Source organism: Brenneria salicis ATCC 15712 = DSM 30166 (genome assembly GCF_003315515.1).
GTDB lineage: Bacteria > Pseudomonadota > Gammaproteobacteria > Enterobacterales > Enterobacteriaceae > Brenneria > Brenneria salicis.
Window position 1 is genome coordinate 1 of sequence record NZ_QNRY01000006.1, and the last position, 15,436, is coordinate 15,436.

Genomic DNA, 15,436 nt, shown 5'->3' on the forward strand with positions numbered 1-15,436 from the left:
AGAATCCGAAGTTTCGTGTTATTTATCAGCCGGTTTACTCGCCCTGGGTAAATCATGTTGAACGGCTGTGGCAGGCGCTGCACGAAACGATAACCCGAAACCACCAGTGCCGCTCAATGTGGCAGTTACTGAAAAAAGTGCGTCACTTTATGAATACTGTCAGCCCATTCCCCGGTGGGAATCATGGGTTGGTAAAAATGTAGCGATATTAGGATCAGTTATTTAGCCAGTATGTTATCTCTGTATTTTATAACGTCTTATTTCCATAAAACGCGTTGATGGAGAACATGAGGTAGTGAAAAAAGAAAACGCTTTCGTCGGGAATAGGTAAACCTAATTAAAGAATATTTACAGAATAAAACGCGTTCCTGAATAATGGCATTCCTTTCAATCTGATCGCTTGTCTGGAAAAAATGGGGTTATGAGAGAAAAGGCACATTGACAGTCGAATGTCGCCGCATACCAATGTGCCGCAGTAATGATGTAATAGCGTACTGGCTAATGGTGACTCAATCTCGCCGCATTACTTTTCCGCAGCAATACGCTCACGGATATGATTTGCCCGCTCTACGGATGAAGGGTGAGAATCAAACATGCTGCTTTGGCGTCCTTCATCTAATTTGGCCAATTTCTCAAAGCTGGTTGCCAATCCTTCAAGTTTGATGCCGCGTTTTTTCAGCAAATCAAATGAATAATCATCCGCCTGGCTTTCCTGAGTCTGTGAGAATTGGGCATTGACCAGTTTTTCACCCAGATCGGCAAGCTGTGATTGCGATAAAGCGGCGGCGACTCCCCCGGAGGAAGCGATGGCGGTACGCGCCGCAGTCGTGGCGTAGGCGACCTGCATGGCTTTACGGGTGTGGCCCAGCGCGACGTGACCCATCTCATGCCCCAGCACACCTTCGACTTCGTTATCCGTCATCATATCCATCAGGCCGCTGTAAACCCGAATACAGCCGTTCGCCATCGCCCAGGCGTTTACGTCTTTTGTCAGGTACACCTTATAGTTGGCGGGTGTGCCGTTTATATCATGCCCCAACGCATCGGCAATGTTGTTCAGTCGCTTGGTATAGGTGCTGCTGGCGGGAGCGATTTGCGCTTCTTTATCCATTTGTTCACAGGATTGGTTGCTGAGTGTTTTCACTTCGTCGTCACTCAGTGTGGCGGCCTGAAATGCTTGAGCGCCGGATTGCAATAATGTGTCGGTATTCAGATTCTGGCAGCCGCTCAATAAGGCGGTGATACCCAGTGCGAGTGTGGATGTGCGTATAAAAGCGCGGGTTGTCATGACATCATTTCCCTACGATAGATTGATGATAAACAATGATTAATCGCTATATTGGCAACGCCTTGTTAAGCGATGCATTGCTAAGCAACATAGGATGCCAAAAAAGCAGCATAAACGTAACTGAAAACCGCGTGCATAAACAAGTAACAATTCTGATTTGTATCACTTTGCCCGCCCCATTGAGTACGGTTAATACGGTGTGAATTCTGTGTGGAATGTGCCGGAGAAGTGTGGTGCGTTTGCGAAACCGTAAATCCTCTTTTTTGCTCACATCTTCCATGTGCATTCACCCTGGTTTTCATGTACATTTGTACTTATATTGTTGATGCGTTTATTTATTAATCCACTGATTTATATATCATAATGTCTGGCAAGACATTTGTTCAATCCGATCTGGAGTAAAGCATGTCCTCTCGTAAAGACCTTGCTAATGCTATCCGTGCGCTGAGTATGGATAGCGTACAAAAAGCCAAATCCGGTCATCCGGGCGCGCCGATGGGTATGGCTGATATCGCCGAAGTGCTGTGGCGCGATTATCTGAACCATAATCCGATCAACCCGAATTGGGCTAATCGTGATCGCTTCGTCCTGTCCAACGGCCACGCCTCCATGCTGATTTACAGCCTGCTGCACCTCACGGGCTATGATCTGCCGATCGAGGAGTTGAAAAACTTCCGCCAGTTGCATTCCAAAACGCCGGGACACCCGGAATATGGTTATACCGCGGGCATAGAAACCACCACCGGCCCGCTGGGACAAGGGATCGCCAACGCGGTCGGGATGGCGATTGCCGAACGCACGCTGGCGGCGCAGTTCAACCGTCCGGGCCATGAGATTGTCAACCATCACACCTATGCATTCCTGGGTGACGGCTGCATGATGGAAGGGATTTCCCACGAAGTCTGTTCGTTGGCTGGCACCATGAAGCTCGGCAAATTGACCGCGTTTTATGATGACAACGGCATCTCCATTGATGGTCATGTGGAAGGTTGGTTTACCGATGACACCGCCGCCCGTTTTGAAGCCTACGGCTGGCATGTGGTGCGCGGCGTGGACGGTCACGATCCTGACGCTATCAAGCGAGCTATCGCCGAAGCTCAACTGGTCACGGACAAGCCGTCGTTACTGATGTGTAAAACCGTGATTGGTTTCGGTTCGCCGAACAAGGCCGGCACGCACGATTCTCACGGCGCGCCGTTGGGTGATGAGGAAGTGGCCGCTTCCCGCGAACAACTGGGCTGGCGTTATCCGCCGTTTGAAATTCCGGCTGAGATTTACGCCGAATGGGATGCGAAAGCGGCCGGACAGCGCAAAGAAGCGGCCTGGAATGAGGCGTTTGCCGCCTACGCCAGCGCCTACCCGGAACTGGCCGCCGAGTTCAAGCGCCGCACCGCGGGCGACTTGCCGGCCAACTGGCAGGCGGATGCTCAGAAAGTCATTGAGCAGTTACAGGCCAATCCAGCGAAAATCGCCAGCCGTAAAGCCTCGCAGAACGCACTGGAAGCTTACGGCAAATTGTTGCCGGAATTCCTCGGCGGTTCAGCTGACCTGGCGCCAAGCAACCTGACTATCTGGTCTGGCTCCACCTCGCTGGATAAAGACCATGCGGGTAACTACATCCACTATGGCGTGCGTGAATTCGGGATGACCGCTATCGCCAACGGCATTGCCTTGCACGGCGGTTTCCTGCCGTATACCGCCACTTTTCTGATGTTCGTGGAATACGCCCGGAACGCGGTGCGTATGGCGGCGCTGATGAAAATCCGCAGTATTTATGTCTACACCCATGACTCCATCGGTCTGGGCGAAGACGGGCCGACGCATCAGCCGGTGGAGCAACTGGCCAGCCTGCGGGTGACGCCGAACATGAGCACCTGGCGTCCGGCGGATCAGGTAGAAACGGCGGTGGCGTGGAAGTATGCCATTGAACGTCAGGATGGCCCGACCGCGTTGATTCTGTCGCGTCAGAATCTGGCCCAGCAGCCGCGCAGCGCGCAGCAACTGGCGGATGTGGCGAAAGGCGCCTATGTGCTGAAAGACAGTGGCGGCCAGCCGGATGTCATTCTGATTGCCACGGGTTCGGAAGTCGAACTGGCGGTTGGCGCGTATCACACGCTGACGGCGGAAGGGCATAAAGTTCGCGTGGTTTCGATGCCGTCTACCGATGCGTTTGACAAGCAGGATGCGGCCTACCGGGAAGCGGTGTTGCCGCAAGCCGTCACTGCTCGTGTGGCGATTGAAGCGGCTATTGCCGACTACTGGTACAAGTATGTGGGCCTGAATGGTGCGATCGTGGGGATGACAAGCTTCGGTGAATCCGCCCCCGCCGAACTGCTGTTTGAAGAGTTCGGCTTCACCGTGGATAACGTGGCGGCGAAAGCGCGGGCGCTGCTGAAGTAATTTACGCTAACGAACTGATTAGCGCGCGAACCGCCAGAGCAATCTGGCGGTTTTTTACTATTAATTATCAACCCCATGCCTGAACCTCACCCTGCGGGCCGTTGTCTCGCAGCGTTAAAAATGCTCCCGGTATTTTATTATTCGCTCCTTGCGGTTTTTTATGACGCAGGTCACTCTTCTGAAGTGTGCCGAGCGAGAATATTTCTTTTGCAGATTAATTCGTTTATGCTAGCTGAAGCGTTTCAGTTATGGGGTTAATTGCATTCCCGCAAGGGATTTATGGCATCGTTTTCCTTGCAACACATTGATTGTACCCCAAGGAACGGGGGTCGCCGCCAACAATGCTGCAACTTCATATGAGAAGGGTATATTCTACGGGGACGATATGATCACCACACCACGAGGAATGCCATGACAATTCGTGTTGCGATAAACGGTTTTGGCCGTATTGGTCGCAGTGTTTTACGTGCGCTGTATGAATCGGGCCGCCGGGCGGAAATCCGCGTCGTCGCCATTAATGAACTGGCGAGCGCGGAAGGGATCGCTCACCTGCTTAAATATGATTCGAGTCATGGCCGTTTTCCCTGGGATATTCGCCAGGAGTGCGATCAGTTATATGTTGGCGATGATTGCATTCGCCTGTTGCATCAGGCAGGGATCGAACAGCTACCCTGGCGCGAACTTGGCGTTGATGTGGTACTGGATTGCAGCGGGGTCTATGGCAGCCGTGCCGATGGCGAAGCGCATTTGGCGGCGGGCGCGAAGAAAGTGTTGTTCTCGCATCCGGGAACGACAGATTTGGATGCGACGGTGGTGTTTGGCGTCAATCATCAGCAATTAAAAGCCGAACATCACATCGTTTCCAATGCTTCCTGCACAACCAATTGCATTATTCCTATAATCAAGCTGCTGGATGATGCATTTGGCATTGAAAATGGGACGGTAACGACAATCCATTCATCAATGAACGATCAACCAGTGATCGATGCGTATCATCACGACCTGCGGCGTACCCGTGCCGCCAGCCAGTCCATCATTCCGGTGGATACGAAACTGTCGGCGGGAATAACCCGGATTTTTCCGCAGTTTCTCGATCGTTTCGAAGCGATATCGGTGCGGGTTCCAACGATTAACGTCACGGCGATCGATTTGAGCGTCAGTGTGAAAAAAGCAGTAAACGTTAATGAAATTAACACGTTATTTCAAAAATCAGCGCATGAGGCATTTCGTGGTATAGTTGACTACACCGAATTGCCGTTGGTTTCGGCTGATTTTAACCATGATCCACACAGCGCCATTGTCGATGGCACGCAGACGCGGGTGAGTGGTCAGCATCTGATTAAAACATTGGTCTGGTGCGATAACGAATGGGGCTTTGCCAACCGAATGTTGGATACAACACGGGCGATGGCAGCCTGCGGTTTCTAGTACGACGGTATTGATCAGGGATCAATGTCTCGCTCAAGCAACTTTAAAAGAGAATCAACAAGAGGATTCACCATGTCTGTAATTAAGATGACCGATCTGGATCTGACCGGCAAACGTGTACTTATCCGTTCCGATCTGAATGTACCGGTAAAAGACGGTAAAGTGACGTCTGATGCGCGTATCCGCGCTTCTCTGCCGACCATCGAACTGGCCCTGAAACAAGGCGCCCGCATGATGGTGACTTCCCACCTGGGACGTCCGACCGAAGGAGAATACAACGAGGAATTTTCTCTGCTGCCAGTGGTTAACTATCTGAAAGAAAAACTTTCTTCTCCGGTACGTTTGGCGAAAGATTATCTGGACGGTGTTGACATCGCGGCGGGTGAACTTGTTGTTCTGGAAAACGTTCGCTTCAATAAAGGCGAGAAGAAGGACGACGAAGTTCTGGCCAGGAAATATGCCGCGCTGTGCGACGTGTATGTCATGGATGCATTTGGTACGGCGCACCGCGCTCAGGCGTCTACGCATGGCGTGGGTAAATTCGCGCCTATCGCCTGTGCCGGCCCGTTGTTGTCTGATGAGTTGGAAGCATTGGGTAAAGCGCTGGGCAATCCGGCTCGTCCAATGGTCGCCATTGTCGGCGGTTCCAAAGTTTCAACCAAACTGACCGTACTGGATTCTCTATCTAAAATCGCTGACCAGTTGATTGTCGGCGGCGGTATCGCCAATACCTTCGTTGCCGCGCAAGGCCATAACGTTGGTAAATCGCTGTATGAAGCAGACCTGATCCCTGAAGCGAAAAAATTGCTGGAAACCTGTGATATTCCGGTTCCGAGTGATGTTCGCGTGGCGAGCGAGTTTTCCGAAACGGCTGCCGCAACCCTGAAATCCGTCACCGCGATTAAAGACGATGAGCAAATTCTGGATCTGGGCGATGTTTCCGCCGAGCGTTTGGCGGAAATTCTGAAAAGCGCCAAAACCATTCTGTGGAATGGCCCGGTCGGCGTATTTGAATTCCCTAATTTCCGCAAAGGCACGGAGATAGTCTCCAAAGCAATTGCTGAAAGCGATGCGTTCTCTATTGCCGGTGGCGGCGACACACTGGCGGCGATCGATCTGTTCGGCATTGCTGACCAAATCTCCTACATTTCTACAGGCGGCGGTGCTTTCCTGGAGTTCGTCGAAGGGAAAAAACTGCCGGCGGTAGTGATGCTGGAAGAACGCGCCAAGCAGTAATATTTTTTAAGCCGAGCGTAATTGATATTGCCTCGGCTACGGTTACTCTGGCGTGTAAGCCGGAGTAATCTGTCGATTTAAACGTCGATTTCTCTAACCCTCCACGGCCAACGAAACAGGACACGTAACATGTCTAAAATTTTTGATTTCGTAAAACCTGGTGTCATCACTGGTGATGATGTTCAGAAAGTTTTCGCAGTTGCTAAAGAAAACAAATTCGCGCTGCCGGCAGTAAACTGCGTCGGTACTGACTCAATTAATGCTGTATTGGAAGCCGCAGCCAAAGTGCGCGCGCCGGTTATTGTTCAGTTCTCCAACGGCGGCGCTGCATTCATCGCCGGTAAAGGGCTGAAAGCCGAAGGCCAACAGGCGGCGATTTTGGGGGCGATCTCCGGCGCTCACCACGTCCATCAGATGGCGGAATACTATGGCGTGCCGGTTATTCTGCACACTGACCACTGCGCTAAAAAATTGCTGCCGTGGCTGGACGGCCTGTTGGATGCGGGTGAAAAACATTACGCGGCTACGGGTAAACCGCTGTTTTCTTCACACATGATTGACCTGTCCGAAGAGTCACTGGAAGAGAATATCGAAATTTGCAGCAAGTATCTGACTCGCATGGCGAAGTTGGACATGACGCTGGAAATCGAACTGGGTTGCACCGGTGGTGAAGAAGATGGTGTGGACAACAGCCATCTGGACAACTCCGCGCTGTACACTCAGCCGGAAGATGTAGCTTATGCCTATGAAAAACTGAGTGCTATCAGCCCGCGTATCACTATCGCCGCATCATTCGGCAACGTTCATGGTGTTTATAAGCCGGGTAACGTGCAACTGACACCAAAAATCCTGCGCAACTCCCAGGACTATGTGTCAGAAAAATACAACCTGCCGCATAACAGCCTGGATTTCGTCTTCCACGGCGGTTCCGGTTCTTCTGCGGAAGAGATCGAAGAAGCAGTGGGCTACGGCGTAGTGAAAATGAATATCGACACCGATACCCAATGGGCGACCTGGGAAGGTATTTTGCACTACTACCAGAAGAACGAAGGCTATCTGCAAGCCCAACTGGGTAACCCGGAAGGCGCCGATAAGCCGAACAAGAAATACTACGATCCCCGTGCCTGGTTACGTGCTGCGCAAAGCACGATGGTTGTACGTTTAGAAAAAGCCTTTAAAGAACTGAACGCGGTTGACGTTCTTTAGTTAAGATTCTTAAAGGTTTATCGCTAAGGCTCCTACGGGGGCCTTATTTTATCTTTATTTCATCGTAGATCGCGGTTTTTGGTGTGAAAGTGATGCGCTTTCAGAGAGCGTAAGAAACAGGAGTCATTAAATGGAAGAACTGAATGTTGGTGTGGAACAGGCGACCAGCTGGCTGGTAAGCCATCAGGATATATTAATACAGTATACGGTGAATATTGTTGCCGCTTTGCTGACCTTGATCATCGGGCTGGCTATCGCTCGTTTTGTTGCGGGAACATTGAATAAATTGCTGGTGAGCCGTTCTATTGACTCAACAGTTGCGGATTTCCTCTCAGCGCTGGTGCGTTATGGCATTATCGCCTTTACGCTAATTGCCGTGTTGAGTCGGGTCGGAGTACAAACAGCCTCCGTTATCGCGGTGCTGGGTGCCGCGGGTCTGGCCGTTGGTCTGGCGTTGCAAGGCTCGCTGGCGAACTTTGCGGCAGGTGTGCTGCTGGTGACGTTCCGTCCTTTTCGTATTGGCGAATGGGTCGATCTGGGCGGTGTCGCCGGTTCGGTCACACAGGTGCAGATTTTCTCCACCACGTTGCGCACGGCTGACGGCAAGATCATTGTGGTGCCGAACGGTAAAGTGATTGCCGGTAATATCATCAACAGTTCACGCGAACCGGATCGCCGTACCGAGATCATTGTCGGTGTCGTTTATGATGCGGATATCGAAGAGGTGAAAAAGCTGCTGGGCGATATTATTGCCGCGGATACCCGTATTCAGCACGATAAGGGCGTGACGATCCGTCTGAATGAAATGGCGGCATCATCGTTGAATTTTGTGGTGTGGGTGTGGACCACCAATGGCGACGCGCAAGCGGTTTACTGGGATCTGCTGGAAAGCTTCAAGCGGGTGCTGGACGAACATCGCATCGGCATTCCTTATCCGCAGATGGATGTGCATCTGCATAACATGCAGCCAGCGGCCGGACAGCCGGAATAATTCATTCTCGTTTTTTTACGCCTATTTTGCTCCGGGTACATCCGGAGCAAAAAAACGGTTTGACCTGTGGTGTAACAGGCTGAACCGAGGGATGACCGCCGGATTAGCGGTAAAGATTGCGGCATTAGGCTGGTGCTGTTGGAAGACGTATCAACGTTGTTCATCGCCATTTTTTATTAGTCATTCTAATGGATGATTAAAATTATCCATTTCACCTAATAATTTTCTCTTCGTATGATGTGGGCTACGGACCGAGGTGGTCGGTCTGTCGGCGTTTTTTACACGGGGAGCAACATGTTAACTGTCTTTGCGCAAGGCCTTTTACTCGGTGCGGCAATGATTTTGCCGCTGGGGCCACAGAATGCTTTTGTGATGAATCAGGGCATTCGCCGTCAGTATCATGTGATGATTGCGCTGCTATGTGCGTTCAGTGATATGGTGCTGATCTGCGCCGGTATTTTCGGCGGCAGCGTCTTGCTTAGCCAGTCTTCGTTACTGATGGCGCTGGTGACCTGGGGCGGTGTCGCGTTTTTACGGTGGTATGGCTGGGGGGCGATGAAGACGGCTTTCAGCAAGGATCTGACGCTCGCCGACGCGCAGGTGATGAAGCAGAGCCGATGGCGCATTATCGCCACCATGTTGGCGGTGACCTGGCTCAATCCACATGTGTATCTGGATACGTTCGTGGTGCTTGGCAGTCTGGGCAGTCAGTTTAGCGAAGATGCCCGCCGCTGGTTTGCCATGGGAACCATCACCGCCTCGTTCGTCTGGTTTCTGGCGCTGGCGCTGCTGGCCGCCTGGTTAGCGCCGTGGCTGAATAAGCCCCATTCACAGCGCGTTATCAATCTGTTTGTGGGCATGGTGATGTGGGGGATTGCTTTACAACTAGCGCGACAGGGCTGGTAATAAATTACTTATGTTTACAGCAGGTTTCAGAAATTCACCTATATTTTGTTGTGTCAGCAATGCGTTAATTTACCTGCATTGATCATTTACCTTCGATGCGGAAAGCGGCGCGGCGGTAACCTATTTTTTGTCCGTCTCAATGGCGCAACGTAAGTTAAGGAGAGATTAGTGAAGCTAAAAGTACTGGCATTAGCGGCGATAGTGGGATTGGGGGCGCTGCCGCTGGCGACGCAAGCCGCGGAGTTGCCGAATGGCCCGCATATTATTACGTCCGGCACCGCCAGTGTTGACGCCACGCCGGATATGGCGCGTCTGGCTATCGAAGTGAGCGTGTCATCGAAAGATGCCGCCGATGCGAAAAAACAGGTTGATGCACGCGTGGCGCAATATTTTGATTTTCTTGGCAAGAATGGTATCGAGAAAAAGGATATTAACGCCGCCAACTTACGTACCCAGCCCGAATATGATTATCTGAAAACCGGTGGTTCCGTTCTGAAAGGGTATCGCGCGGTACGTCAGGTGGAAGTTACGTTGCGTCAGTTGGATAAACTGAACGAGTTGCTGGATGGCGCGTTGAAAGCGGGACTGAATGAAATTCGCACCGTCGATTTGGGCGTCACGAATCCAGAAAACTATCGCGACGAAGCCCGCAAGAAGGCGATAGAACAGGCAACGGCGCAGGCGCAATCACTGGCGCAAGGGTTTAACGCCAAATTAGGGCCGATCTATAGCATTCGCTATCATGTCGCCAACTATCAACCGATGCCGGTCGCCAGAATGTTTAAAACCGCAGATGCCGCCGTGCAAAGTGAAGCCGCTCAAACGTATGAGCAGCAAACCATTCACTTTGACGATCAGGTGGATGTGGTATTTGAATTACAGCGCAATCCATAGCGCCATGTGAGGCTGGCTTAGCGACCAGCATTAGGATTGTCTGAGCACCTGATGTCCATGCGCGAGCAGGGCATCAGTGACTTTTCTCATCATCCTGCTTTCCGGGGCGAAACGGTGCCAATAGAGCATGCGGCGCTGAAATAGTCCAGGTGTCAGGTCAATCAATTCATTACTGGCCAGTTCTTTCTCAATCTGTAGATGGGGGATCATGCAGCAGGTGGTTCCCTGACGCGCCAATTGCACAAACGCTTCGGATGAATTCACGATATGGCACGGCACGCTGCCCGGCGAGAGATCAAAGTTTTGCTGTAGAAAAGCCTGATGCATGTCATCAAGGTGATCAAACGCCACTGCCGGCGCGCGCAACAGCGCGGAACGCGTGACGCCATTCGGAAAATAGCGGGCGGCAAACGCGGGCGAGGCGACGAACAGATAATCCAGCGCACCCAGTTTATCCACCAAACAACTCGGTAACGGCTGTGACTGAATACTCACGGCGCCGACGACTTCACCACGACGCAATCTTTCCTGCGTTCGCGTTTCATCTTCCACCTGTAGATTCAGACGAATAGGTGAGTCAACCAATACCGGTTGCAGTGCGGGCAGCAGCCAGGTGGCAAGACTGTCGGCATTGACCGCCAGCGACAACAGCAACGGAATGTCGCTGCTATTTTCATCGCCCAGCCATTCTTCTTCCAGCAGTTCAACCTGATGTAACAACGCCAGTAATTTCTGTCCTTGTTCGGTGGGCCGGGGGGGAATAGTCCTGACGAGCAACGGCTGACCGAACAAATTTTCCAATTGTTTAATACGCTGCGATACGGCGGATTGAGTAATGCATAATTTCTGAGCGGCGCGTTCAAAGCCCCGCTCACGTATTACGGCATCCAGCGCCTGAAGCGTTCGATAGTCCGGGCGTTTCATATAGAGTCAGCATTCCTCTGAATGAAGTCTGTTTTTTTCACTATGCCACATTTTGTTTTACCATGCAGAAATCTTATTTCCCGGTTCGGGGTTCATGAAATTTACCTGCCATCCGTGAAATAATGTGCAGGGCGCGCATCGAATTCGCGCTATTTATCAACCGACGTGTTCTATAATACGCGCATGTTTTTTCGTGTTTACGTACCTGAAGCAGACAAACTATGACACAAGATGAACTGAAAAAAGCAGTGGGATGGGCAGCGCTGGATTATGTGCGTCCCGATACGATTGTCGGAGTGGGGACGGGTTCTACCGCCGCCCATTTTATTGACGCGCTGGGTTCGATAAAGCACCAGATTCAAGGCGCGGTATCCAGTTCCGATGCATCAACGGCGAAACTTAAAAGCCTGGGTATTCCGGTTTTTGACTGCAACGAAGTGGATTCGCTGGATGTGTATGTGGATGGCGCGGATGAAATCAACGGGCATATGCAAATGATTAAAGGCGGCGGCGCGGCGTTAACCCGCGAAAAGATCATCGCGGCCATTGCCCGTCAGTTTGTCTGTATCGTGGACGCTTCAAAGCAGGTGGATGTGCTGGGCAAGTTCCCGCTGCCGGTTGAAGTGATCCCGATGGCCAGAGCGTATGTCGCCCGTGAACTGGCAAAAATGGGCGCACAGCCGGAATACCGCCAGGGGGCGGTGACGGATAACGGCAACATCATTCTGGATGTCCACAATCTGAACATCATGGATGCTGTCGCGATAGAGAATCATATCAATGGCATTGCGGGCGTCGTAACCGTCGGGCTGTTTGCCAATCGCCGCGCTGATGTGGCGTTGGTGGGGACTGCCGATGGCGTAAAAACCGTGATGAAATAAGCCGCGGATAATTTCAGGCGCGAGGGATCCTCATGCCTGAAATTTTTTATAAAAAATTTTATATAACGGCTCATTTTTGGTACTTAATATCACTTTTTCTTATTTTTTTCGTCGTCAATATGGCGATACGCATTGTTGGCAATATTTTTCGCCACACGTCTTTTCGGCGTCGTGTGTTGGCAGTAGCCGCAAAGCAATCGTTTGTATTGCTGACGGCGTAATTTTTGTTATGTTGGCAGGGGCTGTTTAGCAAACTGTCGCATCTGAAGTCTGAAAATAAGGTCGGGAAATGGCAAAGGTATCACTGGAAAAAGATAAAATTAAGTTTCTGTTAGTGGAAGGGGTGCACCAGAGCGCGCTGGAAAATTTGCGCGCCGCCGGTTACACCAATATTGAATATCATAAAGGGGCGCTGGATGCGGAATCCCTGAAAGCATCCATCCGTGATGCGCATTTTATTGGTATCCGCTCACGTACCCATCTGACTGAAGAGATTTTCGCCGCGGCGGAAAAATTGATCGCGGTGGGTTGTTTTTGTATCGGTACAAACCAGGTAGAACTCTCGGCGGCGACAAAACGCGGCATTCCGGTATTCAACGCGCCTTTTTCCAATACCCGTTCCGTGGCGGAAATGGTACTCGGTGAAATGCTGCTGCTGCTGCGCGGTATTCCGGCGGCGAATGCGAAAGCGCACCGCGGCGTCTGGCATAAACTGGCGGTTGGTTCCTTTGAAGCGCGCGGCAAGAAACTGGGTATCATTGGCTACGGCCATATCGGTACGCAATTAGGTATTCTGGCAGAAGGCCTGGGGATGCATGTTTACTTTTATGATATTGAAAGTAAATTGCCGTTGGGGAATGCGCAACAGGTTCGTTATCTTTCCGATCTGCTGAACATGAGTGATGTGGTCAGTCTGCATGTGCCGGAAACCGATAGCACCCAGAATATGATGGGTGCGGAAGAACTGGCGCTGATGAAACCGGGCGCGATTCTTATCAACGCGTCACGCGGCACGGTGGTGGACATTCCAGCCTTGAGCGACGCGCTTGGCAACAAACATCTTTCCGGTGCGGCGATTGACGTATTCCCCCAGGAGCCCGCCACCAACAGCGATCCGTTCGTGTCGCCGTTGTGCGAGTTTGACAATGTGCTGCTGACCCCGCATATCGGGGGTTCCACGCAGGAAGCGCAGGAAAATATTGGTGATGAGGTGGCCGGGAAACTGGCGAAATATTCGGATAACGGCTCTACGTTGTCTGCGGTGAACTTCCCAGAAGTTTCACTGCCGGTGCATGGCGAACGCGCCAGCCGGTTGTTGCACATTCATGAAAACCGTCCCGGCATTATTACCAAGATCAACCAGATTTTTGCCGAGCAGGGCATCAACATCGCCGCTCAGTATCTGCAAACGACGCCTGAAATTGGTTATGTGGTTATTGACGTGGAAACGAATGGCGCACAGACAGCATTGCAATTGATGAAAGCGATCCCCGGTACCATCCGTGCCCGCCTGCTGTACTGATCTTCCATTTGATCAGTCAGATCTTAGACAATGGCCCGCTTGCGCGGGCCATTTTGCATCATATTATTTGGACATCTTTTTGTATTTGATGCGGTGTGGTTCTAATGCATCCGCGCCAAGCGTCCGTTTTTTGTACTCTTCATACTCGGTGAAGTTACCTTCGAAGAATTCCACTTTTCCTTCATCCTGATAATCCAGAATGTGGGTGGCGATACGGTCCAGAAACCAACGGTCGTGCGAAATAACCATCGCGCAGCCGGGGAATTCCAGCAGGGCGTTTTCCAGCGCGCGCAGCGTTTCGATATCCAGGTCATTGGTTGGTTCGTCAAGCAGCAGCACGTTGCCGCCAACCTGCAATAGTTTCGCCAGATGCAAACGGCCACGCTCGCCCCCGGACAACTCGCCGACGCGTTTGCCTTGATCGACGCCTTTGAAGTTAAAGCGTCCCACATAGGCGCGGCTTGGCATCTCGGTGTTGCCGATGCGCATGATATCCTGACCGCCGGACACTTCTTCCCACACGGTTTTGCTGTTGTCCATTGCGTCGCGGAACTGATCGACCGATGCCAGTTTCACGGTTTCGCCTAACTCGATAGTGCCGCTATCCGGTTGTTCCTGACCAGACATCATGCGGAACAACGTCGATTTACCCGCGCCGTTCGGACCGATGATGCCGACGATCGCCCCTTTCGGCACAGAGAAGGACAGCCCGTCGATCAACTGACGTTCGCCATAGGATTTGCTCAGGTTGGTAACTTCAATCACTTTATCGCCAAGCCGCGCACCAGGCGGAATGAACAGTTCGTTGGTTTCGTTGCGTTTCTGGTATTCCGTGCTGTTCAGTTCTTCAAAGCGGGCCAGACGCGCCTTGCCCTTCGACTGACGGCCCTTGGCGCCCTGACGCACCCATTCCAGTTCTTTCTCAATGGATTTACGGCGCGCCGCTTCCTGCGAAGCTTCCTGCGCCAGACGCTGATCTTTCTGCTCCAGCCAGGAAGAGTAGTTGCCTTCCCACGGAATGCCTTCGCCACGATCCAGTTCCAGAATCCAGCCCGCAACGTTATCAAGGAAGTAACGGTCATGGGTGATGGCGACCACGGTGCCTTCAAAGTCATGCAGGAAGCGCTCCAGCCAGGCCACGGATTCCGCATCCAGGTGGTTGGTCGGTTCGTCGAGCAGCAACATGTCCGGTTTTTCCAGCAACAGACGGCATAACGCGACGCGGCGACGTTCGCCGCCGGAAAGATTGGCGATTTTCGCATCCCACTCGGGAAGACGCAGGGCATCCGCCGCACGTTCCAGTTGGTTGTTAAGGTTATGACCGTCATACACCTGAATAATTTCTTCCAGCTTGCCTTGTTCAGCGGCCAGCTTGTCGAAATCCGCATCCGGTTCGGCATAAAGCGCATACACTTCATCCAGCCGTTTCAGCGCGGTAACCACTTCGGCCACCGCTTCTTCAACCGATTCACGCACGGTATGCTCGGGATTTAACTGCGGTTCCTGCGGCAGATAGCCGATTTTGATACCGGGTTGCGGACGCGCTTCGCCTTCAATGTCCTTATCAATGCCGGCCATAATGCGCAGCAGCGTAGATTTGCCCGCTCCGTTCAGACCCAGTACGCCAATTTTGGCGCCGGGAAAGAAACTGAGAGAGATATTTTTCAGAATATGACGCTTCGGCGGAACGACTTTGCCGACGCGATGCATGGTATAAACATATTGAGCCACGTTGCGACTTAGCCTCTTTCTGTCTGTGT

At 51.9% G+C, this 15,436-nt stretch carries 12 protein-coding genes and 1 pseudogene; 10 read left to right on the forward strand and 3 right to left on the reverse strand.

What is annotated here, in order from left to right; all coding sequences use genetic code 11:
• Positions 1-203 (forward strand): annotated as a pseudogene (locus tag DES54_RS04500) (IS630 family transposase); the annotation flags it as partial.
• A gap of 320 nt (positions 204-523) precedes the next feature.
• Here DES54_RS04500 and loiP read toward each other — a convergent pair.
• Positions 524-1,288: a metalloprotease LoiP gene (gene loiP / locus DES54_RS04505; protein WP_113865412.1), complete on the reverse strand. Its 765-nt coding sequence runs from the start codon at positions 1,286-1,288 to the stop codon at positions 524-526.
• Positions 1,289-1,693: 405 nt separating this feature from the next.
• On the opposite strand from loiP, the gene tkt reads away from it, so the two are divergent.
• From tkt to DES54_RS04540, 7 genes are all read left to right on the forward strand, one after another.
• A complete protein-coding gene (gene tkt / locus DES54_RS04510; RefSeq protein ID WP_113865413.1) occupies positions 1,694-3,688 on the forward strand; it encodes a transketolase in 1,995 nt (664 codons plus the stop codon).
• Positions 3,689-4,099: 411 nt separating this feature from the next.
• Entirely contained in the window at positions 4,100-5,116 is a 1,017-nt protein-coding gene (gene epd / locus DES54_RS04515; protein WP_113865414.1) for an erythrose-4-phosphate dehydrogenase, read from the forward strand.
• Between the two features lie 72 nt (positions 5,117-5,188).
• Complete coding sequence (gene pgk, locus DES54_RS04520) at positions 5,189-6,352, forward strand: phosphoglycerate kinase (RefSeq protein WP_113865415.1); 1,164 nt, start codon at positions 5,189-5,191, stop codon at positions 6,350-6,352.
• Positions 6,353-6,481: 129 nt separating this feature from the next.
• A complete protein-coding gene (gene fbaA / locus DES54_RS04525; RefSeq protein ID WP_113865416.1) occupies positions 6,482-7,558 on the forward strand; it encodes a class II fructose-bisphosphate aldolase in 1,077 nt (358 codons plus the stop codon).
• A gap of 130 nt (positions 7,559-7,688) precedes the next feature.
• Positions 7,689-8,549: a small-conductance mechanosensitive channel MscS gene (mscS, locus tag DES54_RS04530; RefSeq protein WP_113865417.1), complete on the forward strand. Its 861-nt coding sequence runs from the start codon at positions 7,689-7,691 to the stop codon at positions 8,547-8,549.
• Positions 8,550-8,843: 294 nt separating this feature from the next.
• A complete protein-coding gene (argO, locus tag DES54_RS04535) occupies positions 8,844-9,455 on the forward strand; it encodes an arginine exporter ArgO (RefSeq protein ID WP_113865418.1) in 612 nt (203 codons plus the stop codon).
• Positions 9,456-9,623: 168 nt separating this feature from the next.
• A complete protein-coding gene (locus DES54_RS04540; RefSeq protein ID WP_113865419.1) occupies positions 9,624-10,349 on the forward strand; it encodes an oxidative stress defense protein in 726 nt (241 codons plus the stop codon).
• Positions 10,350-10,379: 30 nt separating this feature from the next.
• Here DES54_RS04540 and DES54_RS04545 read toward each other — a convergent pair whose 3' ends face one another.
• Positions 10,380-11,273 (reverse strand): LysR family transcriptional regulator ArgP, encoded by an 894-nt coding sequence (locus DES54_RS04545; protein WP_113865420.1) that lies wholly within the window; start codon positions 11,271-11,273, stop codon positions 10,380-10,382.
• 221 nt (positions 11,274-11,494) lie between these two features.
• On the opposite strand from DES54_RS04545, the gene rpiA reads away from it, so the two are divergent.
• Positions 11,495-12,154 (forward strand): ribose-5-phosphate isomerase RpiA, encoded by a 660-nt coding sequence (gene rpiA / locus DES54_RS04550; RefSeq protein ID WP_113865421.1) that lies wholly within the window; start codon positions 11,495-11,497, stop codon positions 12,152-12,154.
• 289 nt (positions 12,155-12,443) lie between these two features.
• Complete coding sequence (gene serA, locus DES54_RS04560; RefSeq protein WP_113865423.1) at positions 12,444-13,676, forward strand: phosphoglycerate dehydrogenase; 1,233 nt, start codon at positions 12,444-12,446, stop codon at positions 13,674-13,676.
• Between the two features lie 63 nt (positions 13,677-13,739).
• Here the strand turns inward: serA and ettA are convergent, their stop codons facing one another.
• Positions 13,740-15,407, reverse strand: coding sequence for an energy-dependent translational throttle protein EttA (gene ettA / locus DES54_RS04565; RefSeq protein WP_113865424.1), 1,668 nt, complete (start codon positions 15,405-15,407; stop codon positions 13,740-13,742).
• Positions 15,408-15,436: the final 29 nt, after the last annotated feature.